We start from the raw sequence: 24,360 nt of genomic DNA, 5'->3' as shown, positions 1-24,360 counted from the left end.
CTCCTCGTCTGGGGCCGGGTGCTCCGGCACCACTCCAGACTCGCGGCGTCGCCCGTCCGACGCGTCCCCTCCGGCGGACACCCGCGTACCGCTTCCGTGGTACCGCCGAATGCCACGTGCGGAGGAGTCGCCGGGCGCGGGTTCGCGGCAGACTGGGCCCATGACCTCCGCGACGCAGGATCACCGGGTGCGCGATCCGCATCCGAGACCCCCGGCGTGGGTGGGCGATGTGGTCGCCGCGGTCCTCATCATCGCCTCGGCGTTCATCCCGTTCCCCAACGCGGAGTTCCGGCCGGGCAGCCCACTCGTCGTCGCCCTGGTCGTCGCGCCCGCGCTCCTGCTCCCGCTCCGTCGGCGCTGGCCGATCCCGGTGCTCGCGGCCGTCATCGCCTGTTACGGTGCGGCGGCGATCACGGGGACCCTCGCTCCCGGTGTCGTGATCGCGGCCGCCATCGCGATGTTCGGGGTGGCCGTGCGCTCCGCGCGGCGGACGACCCTCATCACGGCCGTCGCGACGATGGTCGCCGTCGCCCTCCTCAGCCTGCTCGCGTCGATCGGCAGCTTCGATCCGCGGACGGTGCAGTTCGCGGTGATGATCGCGTTCGCCGCCGCGGCCGGTGACGGAACCCGCTCGCGCCGCGCATACATCCTGGCGATCACCGAACGCGCGGAGCGGGCCGAACAGACCCGTGAGGCCGAGGCGAGGCGTCGGGTGACCGAGGAGCGGCTCCGGATCGCGCGCGACCTCCACGACACCGTCGCCCATCAGATCTCGGTGATCAGCCTGAACGCCGGGGTGGCGTCGAGCTCCCTGGAGTCACGGCCGGAGAAGGCGAAGGAGGCGCTCGTCTCGATCCGCCGGGCGTCGCGGACGGTGCTCGGCGAGATCGGTGATCTGCTCGAGGTCCTGCGCAGCGACAGCGACGACGCTGGCGCGGGCTCCCGTGGAACGCTGCCGCAGCCGGGACTCGACCGACTCGACGCATTGATCGCCGAGTTCACCGCCGCAGGCCTCGACATCACGACACGGATCGACCCCGACGCGCCGAAGCTGTCGACCGCCACGGACATGGTCGCGTACCGCGTCGTCCAGGAGGGGCTGACGAACGCACTGAAACACGGCCCTGAGCGTCGTGCGCACGTGCTCGTGGAGGGCGGCGACGGGAGGATCGTCGTCAGCGTGAGCAACCCGACGGCCCCCGGCGTCCCGCGTGAGCAGGCCGACGCGGCGCCGACCACCGGACACGGACTCCTCGGCATCCGTGAGCGCGTCGCCGCCGTCCGCGGATCCGTCGACGTGGGTGCGACCCCGGGCGGCTGGCGGCTCTCCGCGAGCCTCCCGACCGGCGAGCCGACACACGCACACCCGACGCACCCCGAGGAGTCCCCGCATGACCACCGTGCTCGTCGTCGACGACCAGTCGCTCATCCGCCAGGCCGTCGCCGACATCCTGTCATCCGAGGCCGACCTCGAGGTCGTCGGCGAGGCCGTGGACGGCGCGCAGGCGGTGGCACTCGCCCGCGAGTTGCGACCGGACGTCGTGCTCATGGACATCCGCATGCCCGTCCTCGATGGCATCGGCGCGACCACCGCGATCTGCGCGGACCCCGACCTCGCGGACACGCGGGTCCTCATCCTCACCACGTTCGAGGAGGACGAGAACCTCATCGCGACCCTGCGAGCCGGCGCGAGTGGTTTCATCGGCAAGGGCTCGGAGCCCGAGGAGATCGTCCGCGCCGTGCGCGCGGTGCACGCCGGCGACGCACTCCTGTCCCCCGCGGCGACCCGGAGTCTCATCACGAAGTACGTCGTCGCTGCGGACGAACCGACGAGTCCACGCCCGGTCCCCGCTGAGCTGGCGCTGCTCACCGAGCGGGAACTCGAGGTGCTGCTCCTCGTGGCCCGCGGACGCTCCAACCAGCAGATCGCCGACGACCTCGTCATCTCACCGCACACCTCGAAGACCCACGTGAACCGCATCATGACGAAGGTCGCCGCCCACGACCGCGCCCAGCTCGTCATCCTCGCGTACGAGAGCGGCCTGCTGCGGCCGGGCGCCGACGACTGAACCGGTACTGTCGTCCTGTCCACGACGCCGTTCGGCGCGCGGGCCCAGCAGACGAGGAAACACGATGGCCGGATCCCCCACAGCCCGACAGTCGGCGAGCGCGCTGCCGGCTCTCACGCCCGGGCCGCACCGCCGCCACCTCGGCCTGATCTCCATCGTCGCCTGTTTCGGCGGGTTGCTCTTCGGCTACGACACCGGCGTGATCAACGGGGCGCTGCGTCCGATGACCGCCGAACTCGGGCTCACCCCGTTCACGGAGGGCATCGTCACGAGTTCACTCGTCTTCGCGGCCGCCGTCGGTGCCCTGCTCGGCGGTCGGGTGTCGGACGCGTGGGGCCGGCGGCGGAGCATCATCGTGCTGGCGGTGCTCTTCTTCGTCGGGACGCTCGTGGTCGTCTGCTCGCCGAATGTCGAGCTGCTCGTCGCCGGTCGCGTCCTCCTCGGGCTGGCCGTCGGCGGTGCCTCCGCCGTCGTCCCGGTCTACCTGGCGGAGCTCGCCCCGTACGAGATCCGAGGGTCGATCACCGGCCGGAACGAGGTCGCGATCGTCCTCGGACAGTTGTCGGCGTTCGTGATCAACGCGGTCATCGGCACCGTGTTCAGCGAGCACACGAGCGTGTGGCGCATCATGTTCGCCGTCTGCGCCCTCCCGGCGGTCGCGCTGTTCGTCGGCATGCTGCGGATGCCCGAGTCACCGCGCTGGCTCGTCGACCACGGTCGCCGCGAGGACGCCCTCGACGTGCTGCGGACCGTCCGCTCCGACGACCGCGCCGTCGCCGAACTCGCGGAGGTGGAGGCGTCCATCACCGCGCAGCGCGACGAACACCGGATCGGGCTCGGGGCCGTCCTCCGCAACCCGTGGCTCGTGCGCATCCTGCTCGTCGGTGTCGGCGTCGGGATCGCCCAGCAGCTCACCGGGATCAACTCGATCATGTACTACGGGCAGACCGTGCTCGTGGAGTCGGGCTTCGACGAGAGTGCCGCGCTCATCGCCAACATCGCGCCCGGCATCATCGCCGTCGTCGGTGGCTTCATCGCCCTCACCTACATGGACCGACTCGACCGACGGAAGACGTTCGTCATCGGCTTCTCGCTCACGACCGCGTGCCATCTGCTCATCGGCTTCTCGTCGATGGTGCTCGAGCCGGGCGACCCGATGCGTCCTTGGGTCATCCTGGTCCTCGTGGTCGTCTTCGTCGGCTCGATGCAGACGTTCCTCAACGTGGCGGTCTGGGTCTACCTCGCCGAGGTCTTCCCACTCCAGATGCGCGGCCTCGGGATGGGCGTCTCGATCTTCATGCTCTGGGTCGCCAACGGCTTCCTGGCGCTGTACTTCCCGTCCCTGGTCGACGGCCTCGGCATCACCGGGACCTTCTTCCTGTTCGCGGGTGTCGGCGCGCTCGCGCTCCTGTTCGTCGCCACCCAGGTGCCCGAGACGCGTGGGCGGAGCCTCGAGGCGCTCGGCGAGGACGTGTCGACCGGCGCCATCTTCACCCGGAAGCGGTGACCTCCGACTAGCCGGTGAGGTGGTCGATGAGGATCTTGGTACCGATGAGGATCAGGATGACTCCACCGGCGATCTCCGCCGGCTTGCCGAACCGCTGACCGACGCGACGGCCGATGAAGACGCCCAGGAAGGCGAGCACGAACGTCGTCAGTCCGATGAGGACGACGGCTTCGAGGATCGAGCCGGGCAGGAACGCGAGCGTGATGCCGATGGCGAGCGCATCGATGCTCGTGGCGAGCGCGAGGATGAGGAGTCGCCGGACGTCGATGCGGTCGGAGTCGACCTCGGTGTCCTCGTGGCTCGAGAACGCCTCCCAGAGCATCTTGCCGCCGACGAGGGCGAGCAGGCCGAAGGCGACCCAGTGGTCGACCTCGGTGATGTACCGCGCGAACTGCGTGCCGAGGAACCAGCCGATGAGCGGCATGACCGCTTGGAACAGTCCGAAGGTCCCGGCGATCACGAGCGCGTGACGCACGTTGAACCGCCGCATGTGCAGGCCCTTGGTGAGGGCGACGGCGAAGGCGTCGGCGGAGACGCCGAGCGCGATGAGGAGCAGCGGCCAGAACGTCATGTCGCGAGGTCTTCCTGTGATGCGTCCTGGACGCGGAGATGCGTTCGGGCGCCGTGCCGCGAGGACCCGTCAACGTTGCCAGCGCGGTGCGGCGGCGGCAAGCCGAGACGCCCGATTGCCAGCGTTTCGCCTCGCCTAACGCGGCTGTTCGGGCGACCGCGAGGCTTGCTCGATACAGCGTTTCGTGTACTGTCGTTCGCGTGACCGACACCATGACACCGACCGCGACCCTGACGCACACCGCTGCGCTCGCGAGGCTGGGGCACGCCCTGTCGGACGAGACCCGGGCCCGCATCCTCCTCACCCTGCGCGAGGCACCGGCCTTCCCCTCCGACCTCGCGGACGCACTCGGCGTCTCCCGACAGGTCATGTCGAACCAGCTCGCCTGTCTCCGCGGCTGCGGCCTCGTCGAAGGCGTCAAGGAAGGACGCAACACCTGGTACCGCCTGGCGGACAGCCACCTGGCGCCGGCGCTCGACGACCTCCTCCGGCTCGTCCTGGTCGTCGATCCCGCCTGCTGCTCGGGTGAGAGCTGCACCTGCGCATGAGCACCGTCGGCCTACCGAGCCCCCGTCTCCGCGCCCAGCTGAGCCCCGCCAGACGCGCGACGCTGCAGCGCCGCATCCGCTGGATCGTCGCGGCGACCATCGCCTACAACATCGTCGAGGCCATCATCGCCCTGTCGGCCGGGACCGTCGCCTCATCAGCGGCACTCGTCGGCTTCGGTCTCGACTCGATCGTCGAGGTCCTGTCCGCCGCCGCGGTCGCCTGGCAGTTCTTGAGCCCCGATCCCCATCGCCGGGAACGGGTCGCCCTCCGGGTCATCGCCCTGTCGTTCTTCGGCCTCGCCGCGTTCGTGAGCGTCGACGCCGCCCGTTCGCTGCTCGGGTTCGCCGAGGTCCAGCACTCGACCGTCGGCATCGTCCTCGCGGCGGTCAGCGTCGTGATCATGCCGGCGTTCTCGCTGTTCGAGCGCCGGACCGGCAAGGAGCTCGGATCCGCCTCCGCCGTCGCGGACTCGAAGCAGACGCTCATCTGCTCCTACCTGTCGGCCGCGGTCCTCCTCGGGCTGGTCCTCAACAGCACCCTCGGCTGGGCCTGGGCGGACGGCGTCGCCGCCCTCGTCATCGCCGGCTTCGCGGTCCGTGAGGGCGTCGAAGCCTGGCGTGGAGACGCGTGCAAGCGGCCGGTCTCATCGCTCACCTCGGAGAACACGGACACCTGCGACTGCTGCTGAGCGCGCGCACCCTCCCACATGGCCGGGATACGCTGCTGGCATGCCTGCCGCCGACGACGCACCAGACGCTCCCGAGATCGAAGCCCTCCTCGCCGCAGCCGCGAACGACCGCTCGAACGCACCAGCGTTCCTGACGGCGCTCCTCGAGAGCACCGTGATCGTGGCGGGGACCGTGACCGAGGACGGCATGGCGACCCTGGCGGACCTCCTCGACTCGGACGGCAGCTCGGTGCAGCCGTTCTACACCTCGAAGGCGCGCTTCCAGGAGACCCTCCAGGTCGTCCCGTCGTTCGAACAGCACCTCCTCGCCCTCCCCTGCCGCGTCCTCTGGCAGATGACCCGAGGCGCGAGGTTGGTGCTGAACCCGCACTCCACGCACGGCAAGGAGTTCCTCCCGGGCGAGATCGCCCAGCTGCTCGACGGCGAGGCGGTGCTCACCCTCGGGTGGTCGAGCGCGAGACCGAGGTCATGGTGGGACAGCCGGCTCGCATCCCACCGGGGATGACCGAGGCGCTGACCGCGGTCCTCGCCGAGTCCGGCGAGGTCGACGAAGCGGTGCTGGGCTGGAAGGTCACCCCGCAGGAGGGCGGCACGTTCGACGAGTGCTACCTCCTCGTCATCGTCGGCGCCCCGACCACACGCGAGACGATCAGCGGACCGCTCGCACGGGCCCTCGCGACGTACTCGGCGAGCGTGCCGATCGACGTCATGTACGTGGCGCCGGGCGCGAAGCATCTCCTGAGTGGTGTCCCGCCGTTCCACCGCCGCAAGCGAGGGCTGTTCCGGCGACGATGAGCAGTGGGCTGAGTCGAACGGTGCCCGCGATCGCACGTGGCGCACGCGTCCTCACGATCGCCGCGCTGCTGGGCGTCCTCACAGCGTGTAGCGCGCCACTGTCGCACGTACCCACCGGGACTCCGCCCGGATCCTCCCCGACGTCGTCGGCGGTGCTCCCACCCCCGCCGACGTCCGCCTTCCCGGGGCTCGCCTGCGATGCGCTCGTCCCCGACGCCGAGGTGGCATCCTTCCTGGGCGCCGCAGCCGCGCCACAGCCACTGACCATCGACGACGCCCCGGTCCTGCAGGACGCCGGGACCGTCTGCGCCTGGGCCGACGAGGCGGACGGCACCTCACTGACCGTCCGACTCGTCGGAGACGGCGTCGACCACTGGGCCACCTTCAACCACTGGTACGAGCACACCGACTGGAGCGCGAGCGTCGGCGAGATCAACGGGACGATGTGTTCGGACGGCGCCTGCTCCGTCCACGCCCTCGACGGCGAGCGGTTCATCGAGGTCGATGCGGCAGGGGTCGACGACCCGGCTGGGACGCGCACGGAGGAGTTGGCTCGCGCAGCGCTCGCGGCAGCCCCGGTTCCGGCGCCCGCCGCGCCCCTGTCCTCGTCGGCACCCACCTCGCGCTCCTGCGCCACGGCGCTGCCGGTGGACACTGCGGCGGTACACCTCGGCGCAGCCGCCACCGGCGCGAGCTACGTGAGTACCGCGACACCGAGCTACCACCTCGTGCAGGACTCGCTCCAGCGGATCGGCGGGCTCGACTGCCGATTGCTGTCCGCGGACTCCCGCGAGCTCGTCCGGTTCACGGTGCTGCCCGGAGGCGCGTGGGTGCTTCGCGAGGACAGTGCGGTCGGCGCCGTGGATGCGGCCGGGAGCGAGCACTCGGCGCACGCTCGACGCGGCGACGACTGGGTGCGCCTGCAGGCCCCGGGGCGAGCGAGGAGACCGCTCAGGCCTTGCTGGCCGAGCTGCTCCGCTGAGGCAGACGACGCGCGCTAGAACGTCGGCCGGTCCGCGATGGACACGAGGACCGCGGCGACCACGCTGGCGACGGTGAGCGCGACGGCGACGGCCCACTGCACCCGAGGCACCGCGCGTCGGATCACGAGGACCAGGTGGGCCAGGAGCGTCAGCACCGCCACGGCGGCGATCACGGTGCCGACCACCGCCGGTTCGAACACGGCGATCTGTTTCGTCGCCGCACCGTCGGCGCCCGGCGCCTGGTACCAGGTCATCGTGGTCTGCGTCGCCGCTACCAGCAGGCCGAGCGCGGCGATCACGAGCAGGGCTGACGCTCCGAGGATGCGTTGGACGCGGGACATGCCCCCAGTATGCCGACCGCCGGGTCTCACACGGGCGAACGCCCCGCCCACGAATGGTGGGCGGGGCGTTCGGTTCGTTCGGTTCGTTCGATTCGGACGGGCGCCGATCCCGGCTCAGTGTCGATCCCGGCTCAGGCGTTGATCGACTGCGGGTGGTCGGTCGTGGAGTCGACGGCGATCTTCCGCGGCTTCGCGCGCTCGCTCACCGGGATGATCACGGAGAGCACACCGCTGTCGTAGGACGCGGTGATGCCGTCGAGGTCGACGCCATCCCCGAGGGTGAACTGCCGGAGGAAGTGGCCGCCGCCGCGCTCGCGGGCGAGCCAGCGGACACCCTCGCGGCTGTCGGCCGTGCGCTGGGCACGGATGGTGAGCTGACCACCGTCGACGTCGACGTCGATGGATCCGGGGTCGATGCCGGGGAGGTCGGCGACCATCATGTACCGGTCGCCGTCACGGAAGAGGTCCACCGGCATGGGCCGGGGTGCGCGCACGGAGTCCAGTACGGAGGCCGCGAAGCGGTCGAGCTGGCTGATGGGATCGAAGGTCATTGCCATGGGTGTTCTCCTTCCCTGTCGCCCGATGACGGATCGGGCTCATCGATTGTCGGTGCCCGGAAGTCGCAGATCCGGGGGTTCGGATCTGCACTTCGTGGTGTAGATTTTTTATACATCTGAAACCTGATCCAGTGCAACCCGTTCAAAGGAAATCTCAAGCATGGCCGATCGTGACGGTGCGACACCCGTGTACGGCATCGCCGTCGCGGCCCAGCTCGCCGGCGTCCCGGAGGCGTCCCTGCGGCTCTTCGAGAGCAAAGGACTCCTCACCCCGTCCCGGACCGAGGGCGGCACCCGTCGCTACAGCGAGGACGACATCGAGCGACTCAAGCGCGTCACCGACCTCCGCGACGACGGCGTCAACCTCGCCGGCATCGCTCGCGTGCTGGACCTCGAAGACATCAACCAGGGGCTCCGCGACCAGCTCGACGCCGACCAGGACTGAGCGTCGGGTCGATCCCACCGCCGGCAGATGGCAGCATGGAGGGATGAGCCTGCAGCGAAGCACTCCGTCCGCCCAGCACGTCGACGCCGCCGGGATCGAGGCGTTCATCACGGCCCTCGAGCACACGCCGAACGTCGAACCGCACAGCCTGATGCTCCTGCGCGGCGGGAACGTCGTCGCCGAGGGCTGGTGGGCGCCGTACTCGGCTGATCGGGTGCACCTGCTGTACTCGCTGAGCAAGAGCTTCACCTCGACCGCCGTCGGCCTCGCCGTCGAGGAGGGTCTGCTCGGACTCGACGACACGATCATCAGCCACTTCCCGGAGCTCGACGCCGAGATCACCGACCCCCGCAGCCGCGCCATGCGCGTGCGACACGTGCTCGCGATGGCGAGCGGCCACCGCGAGGAGACGATCATGCGGGCCGCGGCGATCGACCCGACGAACCTCGTCCGCGGGTTCCTGCTCCTCCCGCCCGACGAGGACCCGGGGACCGTCTTCGCGTACAACCAGCCCTGCACGTACACGGCCGCGGCGATCGTCCAGCGCGCCACGGGCGGGACCCTCACCGACTACCTGCGACCGCGGTTGCTCGAGCCGCTGGGTATCGGCGAGTTCGACTGGCAGCAGGACGACGAGGGCTTCGAGCTCGGATACAGCGGCCTGCACGCCACGACGGAGGCGATCGCCGCGCTCGGTCAGCTCTACCTGCAGGGCGGCGCCTGGGAGGGTCGGCAGCTGCTGCCGGCCGCATGGGTCGCCGAGGCGACGCGATCGCACATCGCGAACGGCGACGACCCGGAGTCGGACTGGGCGCAGGGGTACGGGTTCCAGTTCTGGATGGCCCGGCACGGGTTCCGTGGCGACGGCGCCTACGGTCAGTACTGCGTCGTCCTGCCGGAGCACGACGTCGTCCTGGCGATCACGGGGCAGAGTCTCGACATGCAGGCCGCGCTGAACGCCGCATGGGAGCACCTGCTGCCGGCCTTCGGGACCCGCGAGGCCTCCGACGCGGAGCGCGGGGCGAGCGCGGACGCCGACCAGGCGTTGCTCGAACGTCTGGCGGGCCTCGCCCTGCCGCCGCTCGACGCCTCGGACGAGACCGGCTCGGCTGCGTCACTGCGCGAGCTCGTCGGACGGACGTTCGCTGCGGCAGCCGACACCGGCCTGGCGCAGCTGACGGCGCTCGAGGTGACGGCGGGCGAGGGTGACGACATCGTGCTGGTCGTGCACGAGGGCGACGACCGGGTGGAGATCGCCCCCGGTGTCGGCGCCTGGCGGACGCACGGACCGATCGTGGCGAGTGCCGCCTGGGGCACCGGCGGCGAGGACGGAGCGCGGGTCCTCCGCGTCGATGCGATCTTCATCGAGACACCCCACCGCATGCACGTCGAGATCGACCCGGCAGCCGGCACCTTCGACGCCTGGTGGGAGACGACGCCGCTCCGGACGTCACGCCTCGCCGAGGTGCAGCGGCCGAGTGCGGTCGTCGCAGGCGGAGGCAAGTCCTTCTGGTGAGCTGAGGAGGCGATCGCCCTTCGACAAGCTCAGGGACCGGGACGTTCCAGACGACCCCCCCGGCCAGTGACCCCGTTCCCGGTCACTGACCCCACTCCCGGTCACTGAGCCTGTCGAAGTGCCCACGAGGATGCTTCCGGCTCCCCGGCACTACGCTCTGACCGAGCGCCGTCACGACGAGGAGACCGCATGAGAGCCGTCCGCATCACCGCACCGCGCGAGGCCTCGGTCGTCGAGCGCCCCGATCCACACGCCGGCCCGGGCGAGGTCCTCGTCCGTATCGAACGCGCCGGGCTCTGCGGCACCGACGTGGCACTCTTCCGCGGCACCATGCCGTACCTCGCCGACGGACGGACGACCCTGCCGCTCCAGCCCGGCCACGAGTGGGCCGGCCGAGTGGTCGCCGTGGGCGACGGCGTCAGCCGTGTGGGGCCGGGCGACCTCGTCACCGGCGACACGTTCATCGGGTGCGGCGCATGCGCTCGCTGCGCCGCCGGACACCACCACCGCTGCCCCGACCACCTCGAACTCGGCGTCCTCGGCCAGCTGGACGGCGCACTCGCGGAACTCCTCGTGCTCCCCGAGCGGGCCGTACACCGCCTCCCACCCGGTGTCGATGCGGACCTGGGCGCGATGGTCGAGCCGGCGTCGTGCTCGCTTCGCGGCATCCGACTCACCGAGACCGGCCCGGGCGACCGCGTGCTCGTCTGGGGCGCCGGGACCCTCGGCATGTTCGCCGCCCTGTTCGCCGCGGACGCCGGCGCCGAGGTGGCCGTCGCCGCGCGCCGCGAATCCGACCGGGACTTCGCCACGGGGTTCGGCCTCGAGACCCGCGACCCCGCGACGCTCGGCGACGAGCGCTTCGACGTGATCATCGAAGCGACCGGCTCAGCCGAGGTCACGCGTCGGCTGCTCGACAACGCCACCGTCGGCGTCCGCATCGCGCTGCTCGGGGTCCCCGACGGTGACGTCGGACTCCCGTCGGGCAGACTCATCGCCCTCGATGCCGCCGTCCACGCGGTGCTCGGCGGCTCGGCCGAGATCGACGAGGCGGCACGACGGTTTGCGCTCATGGGTGACCGGATCCGACGACTCATCGGCACCGTCATCACCCTGGACGAGGTGCCGCGGGTCCTCGCCGAGGGACTCCCCCGCGCGAGCTCCGGCGGACCGAAGACGCAGATCCATCTCTGAGCACCTCGCCGAAGCGATGCCCTCAGGCGATGGAGGCCCGGGCGGCACGTGCCATCACGACGACGATCACGAGCTGAACGGCGAAGAGGACGGCGGTCAGCACCGCTGCGGTCATCGCCGTCGGTCCGCCTTCGAGCGGCGAGACGCCGGGGATGAAGCCGATGCCGAACACGATCAGCGCGTCGAGCAGGAACGTGGCGGACACGAGAGCTGCGAGCATGCGCGAATCTTCGGTGCGGCGCGTGGTGTCGTAGATCATGGTCACGAAAGGTAATATATCAAACAACCTACTGAAACAAAAGTTTGAAATTCTAGTAACTGTAGTCAGGTGCGGCGACTCCCGCCTACGAGCCCTGGCGGGGATCAGACCGAGGCGCGCTCCACGAGGTCGATCGGGATCGTGGTCATCTCCGGCACTTCCTCTCCTGCGATGAGGCGGTGCAGGGTCTCGACGAGCAGCGCACCCTTGTCCGCCGTGTGCAGGTCCACGGTCGTCAGCGCCGGATAGGCGTCGACCGCGAAGACGTTGTTGTCCACCGAGGTCATGGCGATCCGCGTCGGCACCGGGATCCCGCGGTCGCGGAGCACACCGAGCGCACCCGTCGCCATCTGCGCCGACGCCGCGAACACCGCATCGACCTGCCGGCCGTCTGCGAGGAGCCGTTCCATCGCCCGCGCGCCGCTCGTCGGTGTGAAGTCCCCCTCCTCCTCCGGTCCCGGCTCGAGTCCCGCCTCGAGGAGGGCGCGCCGCCACCCGGCACGGCGGTCGATACCGGCCGCGGTGTCGAGCGGGCCGGTGATCGTGGCGATGCGGGACCGACCGGCCTCCACCAGACGCCGGGTCGCCAGGGCGCCCGCCTCCACGTTGTCGACGTCGACGACATGTCCAGGTGGCGTCGTCTCCTCGAGCGCCCGCACCCCGAACACGACCGGGAGGGACGTCGACAGCTTCGCGTACGCCTGCATGCTCGTGTGATGCGAGAGGACGAGCGCGCCGTCCACGTTGCCGCCGGTGAGAAACCGACGGGTCTTGTCCGGGTCGACGTCGGATTCGATGAGCAGGGTCAGCGTGTAGTCGGTCGACGACGCGTACATCGCAGCACCCTGGATGACCTCGGCGAAGTAAGGGTCGGCGAAGAACTCGGCGGTGCGTTGCGGGATGACCATCGCGATCGTCTGCGCCCGCCGACGCACGAGGCTGCGTGCCGCGCGGTTCGGGACGTAGTGCAACTGCTCGACGGCCGCGGTCACGGACGCGACCGCCTCCGGCGTCACCTGGGAGGACCCGTTGATGACGCGGGAGGCGGTGGACTTGGAGACGCCCGCGAGCGCTGCCACCGCGATGAGCGTGGGGACGGTGGAGTCCGTCTCGGTGTCGATGGTGTGCCTCCTCAGTCGTGCCGGTGTGAAGACACTGTATGCGGCGCAGGCGTCACCCCTTGACCGCGCCCTGCATGATGCCCGCCACGAGCTGCTTCCCGGCGAGGACGAAGAGGATCAGCAGCGGGATCACCGAGAGCACCGCGCCAGCGAGCACGAGCGAGTGGTCCGGGGTCTGTCCGCCGCTCGCACTCAGGGCCGCGAGCGCCGTCTGCACACTCGGGTTCCGCGGACCGAGGACGAGGAGTGGCCAGAGGAAGTCGGTCCACGCGGCCATGAAGGTGAAGAGCGCGAGGACGGCCATCGCCGGTCGGGCGGCCGGCAGCGCGACATGCCAGAAGGTGCCCCACATCGACGCGCCGTCGACGCGCGCGGCCTCGATGAGCTCGTCGGGGATGACGTCGACGAGGTACTGGCGCATGAAGAACACGCCGAACGCGGTCACGAGCCCGGGCAGGATCACCGCCTGGAGCGTCCCCACCCACTCCCACTCGGCCATGAGCATGAACAACGGGATGATGCCGAGTTGGGTGGGGATGGCCATCGTGGCGATCACGGCGAGCAGCAGCCCGTTGCTGGCCCGGAACTTCAGCTTCGCGAAGGAGTAGCCGGCGAGGGTCGAGAAGAACACCACCGAGACCGTGATCGCGCCCGAGATGATGACGCTGTTCGCGAGCGCCTGCAGGAACGGCGCGGTCTCGAACACCTTCGCCGCGTTGCCGAGGAAGTTCGGGCCGGGGAGGACGGCGGGCGGCACGAGGTTCGTGTCGGAGGACTGCCGACTCGAGATGACGAACGACCACCACAACGGGAACGCCGAGATGGCGAAGAACGCGATCAGGATGGCGTAGGTGAGGATGCCCGGCCGCTCGTGGTCCTTGCCCTTGCGGTATCGCGGGGCCTCCGTGGTCGCGGTCGGTTCGGTCCGCGTGCGTTCCATCAGGGTGCTCATGCTCGTCCGCCTCGCTGGTCGGTGGTGCTCGTGGTCGTCGAACGCGAGCGGGCCGGGCTGGTGCTGACGGACCGCGTCGTGATGAGGGTGTCGCGCACCTTCGGGATCCGCACCGGACGTGCGTCGTTCGTCCGGATGGCCCTGGTGATCGCGAAGTTGATCAGGCCCGCGAGGATGATCACGAGGAACAGGATCCAGGCGGTGGCGGAGGCTCGACCGAAGTCCCGCCTCGGGAAGGCGAGCTCGTACAGGTACAGGACGATCGTCTGGAACTGCCGGTCGGATCCGCCGTTGCTCCGGGGATCGAACAGCTTCGGTTCCGTGAAGATCTGCAGCCCGCCGATCGTCGAGGTGATGACGACGAAGATGAGCGTCGGGCGGATCATCGGGATCGTGATCGACCAGAACCGTCGGAGCTTGTTCGCACCGTCCAGCGCGGCGGACTCGTAGACGTCCCGTGGGATCGCCTGCATCGCAGCGAGGAGGATGAGGGCGTTGTAGCCGGTCCACCGCCAGTTCACCATGCTCGCGATGGCGACGTGCGAGGGGAAGACGTCGAACGCCCACCGGATCGGGTCGAGCCCGAAGAGCTCGAGGAGGCCGGCGACCGGTCCGTGGTACTGGTTGAAGATCTGCAGGAAGATGACCGCGACGGCGACCGGCGCCACGATGTACGGCAGCAGGATGCTCATCCGCCAGAACGTGCGTCCGCGGAGCGTCTGGTCGAGGAGGGCGGCGATCAGCGTCGCGATGACGAGCTGCGGCACCGCCGAGAGCAGGAAGATGCTGATGGTGTTGCCGAACGCGTTCCAGAAGAACGGGTCCGAGAGGACGGAGACGTAGTTGTCGAGTCCGACGAAGTCGCCTTGGCCCTTCAACAGATGCCACTCGTACAGCGACACGTTGAAGGTGTAGACGATCGGGAAGATCCCGATGAGGGCGAAGAGGATGAAGAACGGCGCGATGTACAGGTACGGCGAGGCGCGGTAGTCGAAGCGGTTCAGCTTCTGTCTGAACGTCAACGCGGCAGGTGGCCGGCGGACGGTTGCGGTGCTGGTCATGGCTCTGCCAATCCGGGAGAGGGAGCGGGAGGGGTGCCGGGGCGTCCGCGTGCGAACGGACGCCCCGGCGAGCTGCGTCGGAGAGGAGGTCAGCCGACGAGCTGGTCGAGCAGCTTGAGCGCCTCGTTCCAGGCGGTGTCACCGTCGGTGATCTCGCCCTGGCTCACCCGGTCGAGGATCGGGCCGAACACGTTGTCCTGGATGTTGGAGTCCTCAGGACCCTTCACCTGGGCCACGACCCCCTCGGACCGTGCGGCGAAGATCTCGCCCACCGGTGCGTCGTTGAAGAACGGGTTGGTGGAGTCCTTCACGAGCTCCTGGCCGTCGAGCGTGCTCGGGAACGGACCGGCGAGTTCGAACGATGCGGCCTGCGCCTCAGGGGATGCGAGCCAGAGGGCGAGCTCGGCCGCCTCCTCCTTGTGCTCGGAGTTCTCGGCGACGCCGAGGAACGCACCGCCCCAGTTGGCCGCGCCGCCGGGCATCACGTCGGCGAAGTCCCAACCGCTGTCGGTCGTGCCCTCGTCGTAGTAGCCCTGCACGATGCCGAGCATCCAGCTCGGGCACATGTAGGTCGCGAACTTGCCCTCCTTGGCCTCCGGGCCGACGTCCCAGCCGGGAAGACCGGCACCGAGCCCGGCCTGTTCAGCCTCGACGATCTTCGCGAACTGCTCCTTCAGCACGTCGTTGCCCTCGATGTTCAGGGTCTCGCCGTCGGCCTGGTAGTAACCCTCCTCCTGCTGGTTCACGAAGGAGTTCCAGAAGAACCGGGGGCTGTGATAGAACGCCTTCCCGGTGGCACCGACGTACTCCTCACCGACCTCGAAGAAGCGGTCCCAGGTCGCGTCCTCCCCGCCGAAGTACGCGGCGACCTCGCTGCGCTCGCTCGGCAGACCGGCTGCCGCGAACAGGTCACCGCGGTAGCAGATGCCCTGCGGTCCGATGTCGAGACCGGCGCCGATCACGCGACCGTCGGCGTCCGTGCCCTGCTCGTACTTCCAGTCCAGCCAGGTGTCCTTGACGTCCTCGATGCCGTAGTCACGGAGGTCGACGAAGGAATCGCTGACCTCGGAGATGGTTCCGAGCCAGCCCTCCTCGATGGCCACGACGTCGCTGAGGCCGGTTCCGGCGGCGATCTTGGCGTAGGCGTCGTCACGCGCTGCTCCACCACCCTCCAGGTTGGTGGCCTCGATGGTGATGTTGGGGTGCTCCTCCATGTACTTCTCGTAGTTGGCGTCGACGCCCATGGTGCCGAACGTGGTGACCGAGAGGGTGATCTTCTCGTCTCCGCCACCGCCGGCGGGGGAACTGCACCCCGAGGCCAGGACGGCGAGGATCGATGCCCCCGCGATGGATGCGGCGGTGATGCCGCGGCGTTTGCTGTTCACAGTCACTCCTTTGTGTGTGCGCTTCGGTGTCGGCCGGCCACCCATCCGGGATCCACGGCGCGACGCCGTGGGAACGTTCCCACGGGCATGCAGGACACACTAAGCGCTGGGTTGGACGAGGTCAAGAGAGCGCTCTCATTTGTTGTGGAACGAGTGCGTGATCGTGAACGGTCGGTGACGTCATGGCCATCGGGTGGGTCCCCGTTCCGATTCGATCGGATTCATGATCGACTCATTGCCATGACCGGCTTCGATTCAGGCTTCCTCGACCTCGCCGACCAGCTGCAGCTCCCGGCCCCGGCCGACCCCGCCGAGCTGGCGCGCCTCCGCCGTCTCGACTACACGCACTTCACCGTGCTCCTCGACCCCGACCGCCGCCTGGCAGCCGCGACCGGGGTCGACCTCGACGGCGCCGCCCTCCTCGACCTCGGGCGCGGCGACGACTGGCATCTCGACGACCGCATCCCGGTCGAGGAGCAGGCCGGCCCGGGACTCTACGCCCGCAACGACCTCGACCGCGGCCACCTCGTGCGGCGGAGGGACCCGGTCTGGGGGCCCGTCGAGATCGCCCGGCAGGCCAACGTCGACACCTTCTGCTACACGAACGCCGCCCCGCAGGCTGCGGACTTCAACCAGTCACTCGAGCTCTGGAACGGCCTGGAGGACCTCGTCCTCGAGTACGCCTCGGCCGGGCGCCGGCGGCTGTCGGTCTTCACCGGGCCGGTGTTCGCCGACGCGGACCCGCTCTACCGCGGCGTACAGATCCCGCGGCGGTTCTGGAAGGTGGCGGCGTGGTCGAACGGCGGAGCGCTCGCGGCGAGCGGCTACCTGCTCGACCAGTCGGCGCAGCTCGACGACATCGACCTCGGCCGGTCCAGTGCGATCGACGACACACGCGACGGCGACGCCGTACCCCCGCTCGGCCCGTTCCGGACCTTCCAGCTGCCGATCCTCGACCTCGCGAGCCTCACCGGTCTGGACTTCGGGGCCCTCGCCACCGCCGACGTCCTCGAGCCGGCTCCCGCGACGGTGCGCCCGGACACCGACACCTGGATCGAGCTCAGCGTCCCAGCCGACCTGCGGTTCTGAGGCGGGGGTCGGGTCCCTGCGCCCGTCGAAGGGGCAGGGGAACAGACCCCTACCGACGCTCGAGCGCGGCGCCGATGACCCGGAGGCTCTCGATGAGCACCGCAACCTGCTCATGGCTGAGCCCGGCGAGCATCGCGTTCTCGTCGTCCACCAGCCGACGCATCGCCTCGTCGACCCGCTGTTGACCGAGGGTCGTCAGCACGACGATCTTGCTCCGACCGTCGGCCTCGTTCTTCTGCCGGGCGACGAGCGATCGTGCAGCCAAACGATCCAGCTGACTCGCGAGGTTGCCACTCGTGATGCCCAACCGGGTCGCGAGCATGGACGGCGTCAGGCCCTCCGCCCCGTGCTGGCGGAGGATGGAGAGGAACTCGAACTCCCACGGCCGCAGGTTGCTCGCGGCGAACGACAGTCGTCGGACCTCCTGGAGGTGCGGCACGAGCCGGCGGAGCCGCGACACCACGTCGAGCGGTGCGAAATCCACGTCGGGCAGTGCATTCGCCCAGGCGTCGATGACGATGTCGACGTCGTCGTCATCACCCTTCGCCATCACCGGCCTCCCTCACGTCCTGCCTGCACCAACGCTACCGTGGGCTGCCACCGATCCAGACGGTGGGCGGTTCCATCCACGCTGTGCTATCGGCGGACCCGGAGCGGTCGATGGAACCAGGGCCGTCAGCGGACCGAGAGCGCCGCCAGGCCGTCGACGAGGAGACCGACCCCGAAGGCGAACGCCTGGGCCTGGTCCTCCTGGCCGAGTGGATCCGCCGCACCGTCGGCCAGCACACCGACGCTGTCGTACTGCATCCGTTGCTGCTCGTGCGACACGTGTCCGAGGATGAAGTGGAGCAGCACCGTGCCCGCACGTCGACTCGTGGCCTCGTCGAACCCGGCCACCGACACCGCGTCCGTCAGCCGGGTGAGCGCACGTCCGGAACCGAGCCCGAGCGCGTAGGTGCTCGACACCACCTCGGCCCCGTCGCGATAGGCGAGGAGCGCGTCACGCAGCGCCTCCGCCTCCACGCGCGTCCGCTCGCGCCAGTCGGAGCCGGCCTCGGACACGGCGTCGTCCGGTGCCGGGTGGGCGTCGACGATCCGGTCGGCGAGCTCGGCGATGAGGGTCTGCTTGTTCTCGAAGTGCCAGTACAGCGCGCTCGGCTGGACGTCGAGCGACGCGGCGAGGCGGCGCATCGTGAGGTCGGCCAGGCCGTGATCGTCGAGGATGCGGAGGGCCACCAGAGCCACATCGTCGCGCCGATGACGACGCACTGTTTCGGGACCGGACATGAGCACCACTATAGTGAACGCTGTTCAGGTGAACACCGTTCAGGTGTGATCCACCCGCCCCAGGCGAACCGACCATCCCGACGAAGGACCCAGCATGAGCAGACTCCGGATCGACGCGACCGACATCGCACGCATCGCCGTGTTCGCCGCCATCGTGGCCGCCCTCGGCCTGCCCGGCGCGTTCTCGGTGCTCGGCGCGGTGCCCATCACGGCGCAGACCCTCGGCGTCATGCTCGCCGGCGCGATCCTCGGCCCGTGGCGCGGCATGCTCTCCATGCTCGTGCTGCTGGCACTCGTCGCCATCGGCCTGCCCCTGCTCTCCGGCGGTCGCGGCGGGATCGGCGTCTTCGTCGGACCAAGCGCCGGATATCTCTTCGGCTGGATCGTCGGCGTCTTCGTGATCGGGCTCATCGTGCACGCCGGCGGGCGTCGGCTGCGCTGGTGGCGCACCGCGCTCGGCGTCTTCGTCGGCGGCATCGGCGTCATCTACGCGTTCGGCATCCCGGTGCAGTCGCTCGTCACCCGCCTGCCACTCGGCGAGACCGCCCTGCAGAGCCTCGTGTTCGTGCCCGGCGACCTCGTGAAGGTCGTGCTCGCGACGGTCATCACGATGACGCTCGCCCGCGCCTACCCGCGCGCGTTCCGCAACGCGGCCGGCGCCGGCTCCACGCGTCCCGGCGAGCCCGCCCGGATCGGATGACCGTGCGCTCAGGGCACCTCGTCCCGCTGCGCGGCGGGGCGCCGACCGACCTCGTCCGTCGGGCGCTCGAGGTGCGGGCGGCCGGCGGCGTGCCGTTGATCGGCGACGACCGGTGGAGCGAGTCGTACTGGCGTTCCGTCCGCGACCGCAGCACCGCGTCCGGTCCACAGCCTGGCCAGGGGTGGGCGACGCTGACCTCCGGCACCACGGGCGAGCCGCGCATCGTGCTCAGGACCGCCGAGTCGTGGGCGGACTCCTTCCCGGCCGTCGGCGCGCTGCTCGACCTCGGGCCGGACGACGTCCTGGCGCTGTCGTCGCCGCCCGCGTCGTCGCTGTCGCTGTTCTCGGTCGCCCATACGGCCGCCGTCGGCTGCTCGCTCGCCCTCCCGACCACCCACGCGCTCACCCCCGACGACGCCCGTGACGCGACCCGGTTCCACGGGACCCCGAACGGCCTCCGGGCGCTGCTCGACGGCGAGGTGCCGCCGCGCCTGCGGGTGGCGTTGATCGGAGGCGCCTCACTCGACCCCGCACTCCGCGCCAGGGCGGAGGGCCTCGGCATCCGTGTCGTGTCCTACTACGGTGCCGCCGAGCTCTCCTTCGTGGCGGTCGACGACGGCGCCGATCCGGATCGACCGGGCCTCCGTGCCTTCCCCGGCGTCGAGCTCGAGGTCCGCGACGACGACGTCCTCTGGGTCCGATCGCCGTTCGTCGCGACCGGGTACCTCGAGGGCGACGGCCCGCTCCGACGCGACGACGACTGGTCCACCGTCGGCGACCGCGCACGGATCGACGACGGGATCGTCACGCTCCTCGGCCGATCCGACGACGCGATCCTCACGGCCGCGGCGACCGTCATCCCCACCGACGTCGAGGAGGCCCTGCGCCGACTCGACGAGGTGGACGACGCCGTCGTGCTCGGTCTGCCGAACGCCGGGGTCGGATCGCTCGTGACGGCCGTGCTGGAACTGCACCCGGGCGCGCGTCCGACCCGCGCGATGCTCCGCGACGCCCTCGCACCGCTGTTGCCGCCGACCCATCGGCCCCGCCGCTGGTTCGTCGTCGACGAGCTGCCCCGCACCGTCACCGGCAAGGCCGCCCGCGCGGAGCTCGTCGACCGGCTCGCGGCAGGGACGGTGGCGTCCCTTGACTGAGTCGCATGCCCTCCCGCGCATCGTCGCGGCCAGACGGACGCCGATCGCGACGCGCGGGCGTGCGCTCGCCGCGCTCACGGTCGAGCAACTGGCGGTCCCCGTCGTCCGCGCCGTGCACGATGACGCGACGCACGTGCTGGGTCTGCCGCCGGTGGTCGCGGACGTCGTCCTCGGCAACTGCATGGGGCCTGGCGGCAACCCTGCCCGTGTCGCGGCACTCGGGGCCGGACTCGGCTTCACCGTGCCCGGGCTCACCGTCGATCGGCAGTGCGGCAGCGGCCTCGCGGCGATCATCGAGGCGTCCACGGCGATCAGCGCCGGCGACCATCGGCCACGGATCGCCGGCGGGGTCGAGAGCGCTTCGACCGCGCCGACCCGTTCCGTCGACGGCGTCGCCTACGCACGCGCACCGTTCGCGCCGGCGGGGTGGCACGACCCCGACATGACCCGCGCCGCGGAGGACCTCGCCGAGCACGACGGGATCTCCCGCGAACGCCAGGACGCCTACGCGGCGCGGAGTACGCACCGTGCGGCGAGCGCCTTGGCCGCCGGGCGGTTCACCGACGAGCTCGTGCCGCTGGTCGGGGCGGCGGAGCAGGACGAGGCGCCGCGCAGCGGGATCGAGCGTCTGCTCCCCCGGTTCACGCCGCTCTTCACCGACGGCTCTCTCACCGCAGGCAACACCTGCCGGGTGAGCGACGGTGCGGCTGCCGTGCTCGTCGTGCCCGGCGGACCCGGCGGGCCCGCCCATGGAAGCACGACGCCCGGTCTCGCCGTCCGGGCGCACGCCGTCGTCGGCTGCGACCCGGCACTCCCGGGGATCGGGGCCGCGCCGGCGATCCTCGACGCCCTCGATCGGGCCGGCGTAGACCTCGCGCAGGTCGCCGCGTTCGAGATCGTGGAGGCGTTCGCGGCCCAGACGCTCGCCGTGCTCGACCGACTCGGTGTCGCCGAGGACGACGAGCGGCTCTGCGCCGACGGCGGCGCCCTCGCGCTCGGGCACCCGTGGGGCGCGAGCGGTGCGGTCGCCGTGGTCCGCCTGTTCTCGCGGCTCGTGCGCGGCGGGGCTCCGGCGGGCACGATCGGGGTGGCGGCAGCGTCGGTCGGCGGCGGTCTCGGCGTCGCCGCGGTGTTCGAGGTCGTGCGATGATCGGGGACATCGACCAGTCATCCGCCATCCGTCTCGACGGCGTCACCGCTCGTCTCGGCGACACCGTCGCACTCGACGACGTGACGCTCCACCTCGACGACGCGCGCATCGCGGTCATCGGGGCGAACGGCTCAGGCAAGTCCACCTTCGCCCGGCTCATCGGGGGCCTCACGCGAGCGACCGCCGGCAGTGTCCAGGTCCACGGCGTCGACGCCGCGAAAGACACGGCGACGCTTCGACGACTCGTCAGCATCGTGTTCAGCAACCCGGACGCGCAGATCGTCATGCCGACGGTGGCGGAGGACGTCGCGTTCTCCCTCCGCGGCACGAAGGCGTCGAAGGCCGACATCGCAGCCCAGGTCGCCGACGCGCTCGACGAGTTCGGCCTGACGGCCCTCGCCGACCGGTCCGCCTACGAACTCTCCGGCGGCCAGAAGCAGCTGCTGGCGCTCTGCGGGGCCGTGATCCGGCGGCCGGCGCTGCTCATCGCCGACGAACCAACCGCCTACCTCGACGCCCGTAACAGCGCCGCCGTCGCCGACCACCTCCTGCACCCCGAGGCGGGCCATCAGCTCCTCCTCGTCACCCACGACCTGGAGCTCGCCGCCCGCTGCGACACCGCGCTGCTCTTCGACGGTGGCCGGATCGTCGCGCAGGGCGCACCGGACGACGTGATCGCGGTCTACCGCGCGAGTCTGCGGTCGTGACGGCGTGATCACCCTCTACCGTCCCGGCTCCGGCTGGCTCCACCGCGCGCCGGCCGGCCCGAAGGCGCTCGGCATCCTCGTCGTGGTGCTCGCGATCTCGCTCCTGCCGACGAGTTGGTGGACCGCGGGCATCGCCACCACGGTGACCGTCCTCGCCTACCTCGTCTCGGGCCTCGGCCTCGGCGAGCTGGGACGGCAGCTCCTGCTCATCCGCTGGATCATCACGATCACGGTGGCCGGCCAACTGCTGTTCCTCGACGTCGAGTCCGCGGTGTCGAACACGTCCCGCATCGTCGCCGCCATCCTGCTCGCGGCCCTCCTGGTGCTGAGCACGCGCGTCGCCGACCTGCTCGACGCCTTCGAGCGCGTCCTCCGGCCCCTGGGTCGCTTCGGTGTCGACCCCTCGCGCATCGCCCTGATGCTCGCCGTCGCGATCAACACGGTGCCGGTCCTCGCCCGCCTGGCGACGAGCGTCCGGGAGGCGCAGCGGGCGCGTGGGGCCGGGTCGAACCTGGTGACCTTCGTCGTGCCGTTCCTCGTGGTGTCACTGAAGCACGCCGACGAGCTCGGTGAGGCCCTCACCGCCCGGGGCGTCCGGTGAGCGGCGGCGACACCGTGCGCGTCCTCGGGAAGACGGTCGACGACGAGACGCGCTGCGCGCACTACGCGACCCCGCTCGACGTCATCGCGATCCGCTTCGCCTGCTGCGGCGAGTACTACCCGTGCCACCTGTGCCACGCGGAGTGCGCCGACCACCCGGCCGAGCAGTGGCCTCGCGAGCAGCGCGACCGGGAGGCGATCCTGTGCGGCGTGTGCTCGACGGAACTGACGATCGACCGCTACCTGCAGGTCGACGCGTGTCCGAACTGCGACGCCCGGTTCAATCCGGGCTGCCGCCTGCATTCGGCGTACTACTTCCAGCCGTGACCGCACGCCGGTAGACCCGGTTGCGGGCGGCGAGTATCGCGGCACCGATGGTGGCGGCGATGAGCGACCCGGCGAGCACACCGACCTTGACGTGGTCGTCGGACTCGCTGCCGACACCGAAGGACAGCTCCCCGACGAGCAGCGAGACGGTGAACCCGATCCCCGCGACGAAGGCCATGCCGACGAGGTCGACCCAGCGGATCGAGGGGTCGAGCCTGAGCCCGGGCAGGCGAGTGACGAGGAACGTCGTCAGCGTGATGCCGATCGGCTTGCCGAGGACGAGCCCGGCGATGATCCCGAGTGCGATGGTGTCCTGGAAGGACTCGACGAGCCCCGAGATCCCGCCGATGACCACGCCCGCCGAGAAGAACGCGAAGATCGGCACCGCGACAGCCGTGGACACGACGCTCCAGCGGTCGGCGAAGTGCGCGGCGAGCCCGTCGTAGACCGGTCGTCCCTCAACGGTGGTCCCCACTTGCACGCGCGCGCGCTTCGTCGCGATGACGGGCACCATGAAGCCGAGGAGCACGCCGGCGACGGTCGCGTGGATACCGGACGCGTGGATGAGCGCCCAGGTGCACAGACCGAGCGGGATGAGCACCCACCAGGCCCGGACGCCACGCTGGACGAGCACGGCGAAGATGGCGAGCGGCACCGCGGCGAGCGCCAGCGGCAGGAACTCGATGTGGTCGGTGTAGAAGATCGCGATGATGCTGATGGCGATGAGATCGTCCACCACGGCGAGCGTGAGCAGGAAGGTGCGCAGTGCCGGCGGCAGGAACTTGCCGACAACTGCGATCACCGCGACGGCGAACGCGATGTCCGTGGCGGCCGGGATCGCCCATCCCTGCAGTGCGTCGGGCCCGGCGCTCAGGTTCACGAGGACGTAGATGACGGCGGGTACGACCACACCACCGACCGCGGCGGCGATGGGGAGTACCGCGGTCTTGGGGTTCCGGAGCTTGCCGGCGACGAACTCCTCCTTGAGCTCCAGGCCGACGACGAAGAAGAAGATCGCGAGGAGCCCGTCGGCCGCCCAGGCACCGACGGAGAGGTTCAGATGGAGCGCCTCCGGACCGAAGGTGACGTCGCGGACGCTCAGGTAGAACTCGGAGGCGCCGGTGTTGGCGAGCACGAGCGCGAGTGCGGTGGCGACGACGAGGAGGGCACCACCGACGGTGTCCTGTTGGAGCGTCTGGTGGATGCCTCGCCAGATCGAGTGCGGGGCCTGGTCGGCCGGCAGGTCGTGGGAGCGGTGAGCGTCGGGCATGCAGATCCTTCGGGTGAGGGTTCGGTCGAGCAGCAGAGCGATCCCGATCGATCGCCCGCCGACCAGACTTCCCGGCGCACCAG

General features: G+C 70.4%; 29 protein-coding genes and 1 pseudogene. 18 read left to right on the top strand and 12 right to left on the bottom strand.

Going from position 1 to position 24,360, the window contains the following annotated elements; translation table 11 throughout:
* Window positions 1–393: 393 nt before the first annotated feature.
* Window positions 394–660: a hypothetical protein gene (locus FGL15_RS20930; protein WP_240773505.1), complete on the bottom strand. Its 267-nt coding sequence runs from the start codon at window positions 658–660 to the stop codon at window positions 394–396.
* On the opposite strand from FGL15_RS20930, the pseudogene FGL15_RS21515 reads away from it, so the two are divergent.
* From FGL15_RS21515 to FGL15_RS10665, 3 genes and pseudogenes are all read left to right on the top strand, one after another.
* A pseudogene (locus FGL15_RS21515) lies at window positions 593–1,330 on the top strand (sensor histidine kinase); the annotation flags it as partial. The gene FGL15_RS20930 and the pseudogene FGL15_RS21515 overlap by 68 nt on opposite strands.
* 61 nt (window positions 1,331–1,391) lie before the next feature.
* A complete protein-coding gene (locus tag FGL15_RS10670) occupies window positions 1,392–2,069 on the top strand; it encodes a response regulator transcription factor (RefSeq protein ID WP_138946014.1) in 678 nt (225 codons plus the stop codon).
* Window positions 2,070–2,133: 64 nt separating this feature from the next.
* Window positions 2,134–3,576, top strand: coding sequence for a sugar porter family MFS transporter (locus FGL15_RS10665; protein WP_138946013.1), 1,443 nt, complete (start codon window positions 2,134–2,136; stop codon window positions 3,574–3,576).
* Window positions 3,577–3,583: 7 nt separating this feature from the next.
* Here FGL15_RS10665 and FGL15_RS10660 read toward each other — a convergent pair whose 3' ends face one another.
* Window positions 3,584–4,147, bottom strand: a complete 564-nt coding sequence (locus FGL15_RS10660; protein WP_138946012.1) for a manganese efflux pump MntP family protein — start codon at window positions 4,145–4,147, stop codon at window positions 3,584–3,586.
* Between the two features lie 212 nt (window positions 4,148–4,359).
* Here FGL15_RS10660 and FGL15_RS10655 point away from each other — a divergent pair, with 212 nt between their 5' ends.
* From FGL15_RS10655 to FGL15_RS10635, 5 genes are all read left to right on the top strand, one after another.
* Window positions 4,360–4,695, top strand: coding sequence for a helix-turn-helix transcriptional regulator (locus FGL15_RS10655; RefSeq protein WP_085511700.1), 336 nt, complete (start codon window positions 4,360–4,362; stop codon window positions 4,693–4,695).
* On the top strand, window positions 4,692–5,384 hold the full coding sequence (locus FGL15_RS10650; RefSeq protein WP_138946011.1) for a cation diffusion facilitator family transporter: 693 nt from the start codon (window positions 4,692–4,694) through the stop codon (window positions 5,382–5,384). Before FGL15_RS10655 ends, FGL15_RS10650 begins: the two co-directional genes overlap by 4 nt.
* A 40-nt stretch (window positions 5,385–5,424) precedes the next feature.
* Window positions 5,425–5,889 (top strand): SseB family protein, encoded by a 465-nt coding sequence (locus FGL15_RS10645; protein WP_138946010.1) that lies wholly within the window; start codon window positions 5,425–5,427, stop codon window positions 5,887–5,889.
* Window positions 5,886–6,179 (top strand): hypothetical protein, encoded by a 294-nt coding sequence (locus FGL15_RS10640; protein WP_240773503.1) that lies wholly within the window; start codon window positions 5,886–5,888, stop codon window positions 6,177–6,179. The genes FGL15_RS10645 and FGL15_RS10640 overlap by 4 nt, the downstream gene beginning before the upstream one ends.
* Before the next feature lie 152 nt (window positions 6,180–6,331).
* A complete protein-coding gene (locus tag FGL15_RS10635; protein ID WP_138946008.1) occupies window positions 6,332–7,180 on the top strand; it encodes a hypothetical protein in 849 nt (282 codons plus the stop codon).
* On the opposite strand, the gene FGL15_RS10630 is transcribed toward FGL15_RS10635, so the two are convergent.
* Together FGL15_RS10630 and FGL15_RS10625 are read right to left on the bottom strand one after the other, a co-directional pair.
* Window positions 7,177–7,503: a hypothetical protein gene (locus FGL15_RS10630; RefSeq protein WP_138946007.1), complete on the bottom strand. Its 327-nt coding sequence runs from the start codon at window positions 7,501–7,503 to the stop codon at window positions 7,177–7,179. The genes FGL15_RS10635 and FGL15_RS10630 overlap by 4 nt on opposite strands.
* Window positions 7,504–7,634: 131 nt before the next feature.
* Window positions 7,635–8,060: an Hsp20/alpha crystallin family protein gene (locus FGL15_RS10625; protein WP_138946006.1), complete on the bottom strand. Its 426-nt coding sequence runs from the start codon at window positions 8,058–8,060 to the stop codon at window positions 7,635–7,637.
* A 160-nt stretch (window positions 8,061–8,220) separates the two neighbouring features.
* Here FGL15_RS10625 and FGL15_RS10620 point away from each other — a divergent pair, with 160 nt between their 5' ends.
* From FGL15_RS10620 to FGL15_RS10610, 3 genes are all read left to right on the top strand, one after another.
* Window positions 8,221–8,505 carry a MerR family transcriptional regulator gene (locus FGL15_RS10620; RefSeq protein ID WP_079704638.1) on the top strand — a complete coding sequence of 95 codons (285 nt, stop codon included), beginning with the start codon at window positions 8,221–8,223 and terminating at the stop codon, window positions 8,503–8,505.
* A gap of 43 nt (window positions 8,506–8,548) precedes the next feature.
* On the top strand, window positions 8,549–10,021 hold the full coding sequence (locus FGL15_RS10615) for a serine hydrolase (protein WP_138946005.1): 1,473 nt from the start codon (window positions 8,549–8,551) through the stop codon (window positions 10,019–10,021).
* 189 nt (window positions 10,022–10,210) lie between these two features.
* Window positions 10,211–11,215: a zinc-binding dehydrogenase gene (locus FGL15_RS10610; protein ID WP_138946004.1), complete on the top strand. Its 1,005-nt coding sequence runs from the start codon at window positions 10,211–10,213 to the stop codon at window positions 11,213–11,215.
* A gap of 22 nt (window positions 11,216–11,237) precedes the next feature.
* Here the strand turns inward: FGL15_RS10610 and FGL15_RS10605 are convergent, their stop codons facing one another.
* The 5 genes from FGL15_RS10605 to FGL15_RS10585 form a co-directional block, all read right to left on the bottom strand.
* Window positions 11,238–11,480 (bottom strand): hypothetical protein, encoded by a 243-nt coding sequence (locus tag FGL15_RS10605; RefSeq protein WP_138946003.1) that lies wholly within the window; start codon window positions 11,478–11,480, stop codon window positions 11,238–11,240.
* A gap of 98 nt (window positions 11,481–11,578) precedes the next feature.
* Window positions 11,579–12,553, bottom strand: coding sequence for a LacI family DNA-binding transcriptional regulator (locus FGL15_RS10600; protein WP_240773502.1), 975 nt, complete (start codon window positions 12,551–12,553; stop codon window positions 11,579–11,581).
* Between the two features lie 94 nt (window positions 12,554–12,647).
* The gene (locus FGL15_RS10595; RefSeq protein ID WP_079704633.1) at window positions 12,648–13,547 is read right to left on the bottom strand and encodes a carbohydrate ABC transporter permease; all 900 of its coding nucleotides are present in this window, start codon (window positions 13,545–13,547) and stop codon (window positions 12,648–12,650) included.
* Window positions 13,544–14,608: a carbohydrate ABC transporter permease gene (locus tag FGL15_RS10590; protein ID WP_138946001.1), complete on the bottom strand. Its 1,065-nt coding sequence runs from the start codon at window positions 14,606–14,608 to the stop codon at window positions 13,544–13,546. Before FGL15_RS10590 ends, FGL15_RS10595 begins: the two co-directional genes overlap by 4 nt.
* An 89-nt stretch (window positions 14,609–14,697) precedes the next feature.
* Window positions 14,698–15,999 (bottom strand): extracellular solute-binding protein, encoded by a 1,302-nt coding sequence (locus FGL15_RS10585; RefSeq protein WP_138946000.1) that lies wholly within the window; start codon window positions 15,997–15,999, stop codon window positions 14,698–14,700.
* A gap of 234 nt (window positions 16,000–16,233) precedes the next feature.
* On the opposite strand from FGL15_RS10585, the gene FGL15_RS10580 reads away from it, so the two are divergent.
* Window positions 16,234–17,082: a DNA/RNA non-specific endonuclease gene (locus tag FGL15_RS10580; protein ID WP_138945999.1), complete on the top strand. Its 849-nt coding sequence runs from the start codon at window positions 16,234–16,236 to the stop codon at window positions 17,080–17,082.
* A 49-nt stretch (window positions 17,083–17,131) separates the two neighbouring features.
* Here FGL15_RS10580 and FGL15_RS10575 read toward each other — a convergent pair whose 3' ends face one another.
* Together FGL15_RS10575 and FGL15_RS10570 are read right to left on the bottom strand one after the other, a co-directional pair.
* Window positions 17,132–17,632, bottom strand: a complete 501-nt coding sequence (locus FGL15_RS10575) for a MarR family winged helix-turn-helix transcriptional regulator (protein ID WP_138945998.1) — start codon at window positions 17,630–17,632, stop codon at window positions 17,132–17,134.
* Between the two features lie 125 nt (window positions 17,633–17,757).
* A complete protein-coding gene (locus FGL15_RS10570; protein ID WP_138945997.1) occupies window positions 17,758–18,369 on the bottom strand; it encodes a TetR/AcrR family transcriptional regulator C-terminal domain-containing protein in 612 nt (203 codons plus the stop codon).
* Window positions 18,370–18,463: 94 nt separating this feature from the next.
* Between FGL15_RS10570 and FGL15_RS10565 the strand changes: the two genes are divergently transcribed.
* Genes FGL15_RS10565 through FGL15_RS10540 form a run of 6 tightly spaced genes read left to right on the top strand, consistent with a single transcriptional unit; the run spans window position 18,464 to window position 23,007 of the window.
* A complete protein-coding gene (locus FGL15_RS10565; protein ID WP_138945996.1) occupies window positions 18,464–19,069 on the top strand; it encodes a biotin transporter BioY in 606 nt (201 codons plus the stop codon).
* Window positions 19,066–20,223, top strand: coding sequence for a class I adenylate-forming enzyme family protein (locus tag FGL15_RS10560; RefSeq protein WP_138945995.1), 1,158 nt, complete (start codon window positions 19,066–19,068; stop codon window positions 20,221–20,223). The genes FGL15_RS10565 and FGL15_RS10560 overlap by 4 nt, the downstream gene beginning before the upstream one ends.
* A complete protein-coding gene (locus FGL15_RS10555; RefSeq protein WP_138945994.1) occupies window positions 20,216–21,373 on the top strand; it encodes a thiolase family protein in 1,158 nt (385 codons plus the stop codon). Before FGL15_RS10560 ends, FGL15_RS10555 begins: the two co-directional genes overlap by 8 nt.
* The gene (locus tag FGL15_RS10550) at window positions 21,370–22,080 is read left to right on the top strand and encodes an energy-coupling factor ABC transporter ATP-binding protein (RefSeq protein WP_138945993.1); all 711 of its coding nucleotides are present in this window, start codon (window positions 21,370–21,372) and stop codon (window positions 22,078–22,080) included. Before FGL15_RS10555 ends, FGL15_RS10550 begins: the two co-directional genes overlap by 4 nt.
* 4 nt (window positions 22,081–22,084) lie before the next feature.
* Complete coding sequence (locus tag FGL15_RS10545; protein WP_137242666.1) at window positions 22,085–22,681, top strand: energy-coupling factor transporter transmembrane protein EcfT; 597 nt, start codon at window positions 22,085–22,087, stop codon at window positions 22,679–22,681.
* Entirely contained in the window at window positions 22,678–23,007 is a 330-nt protein-coding gene (locus tag FGL15_RS10540) for a CHY zinc finger protein (protein WP_138945992.1), read from the top strand. The genes FGL15_RS10545 and FGL15_RS10540 overlap by 4 nt, the downstream gene beginning before the upstream one ends.
* On the opposite strand, the gene nhaA is transcribed toward FGL15_RS10540, so the two are convergent.
* Window positions 22,961–24,277 (bottom strand): Na+/H+ antiporter NhaA, encoded by a 1,317-nt coding sequence (gene nhaA / locus FGL15_RS10535; protein WP_138945991.1) that lies wholly within the window; start codon window positions 24,275–24,277, stop codon window positions 22,961–22,963. The two genes, FGL15_RS10540 and nhaA, sit on opposite strands and share 47 nt — an antisense overlap.
* Window positions 24,278–24,360: the final 83 nt, after the last annotated feature.

It is taken from the genome of Plantibacter sp. M259, assembly GCF_006065115.1.
Taxonomy (GTDB): domain Bacteria; phylum Actinomycetota; class Actinomycetes; order Actinomycetales; family Microbacteriaceae; genus Plantibacter; species Plantibacter auratus.
The sequence above is the reverse complement of the archived record's forward strand: the minus strand, read 5'-3'. Positions and strand labels throughout refer to the sequence as shown.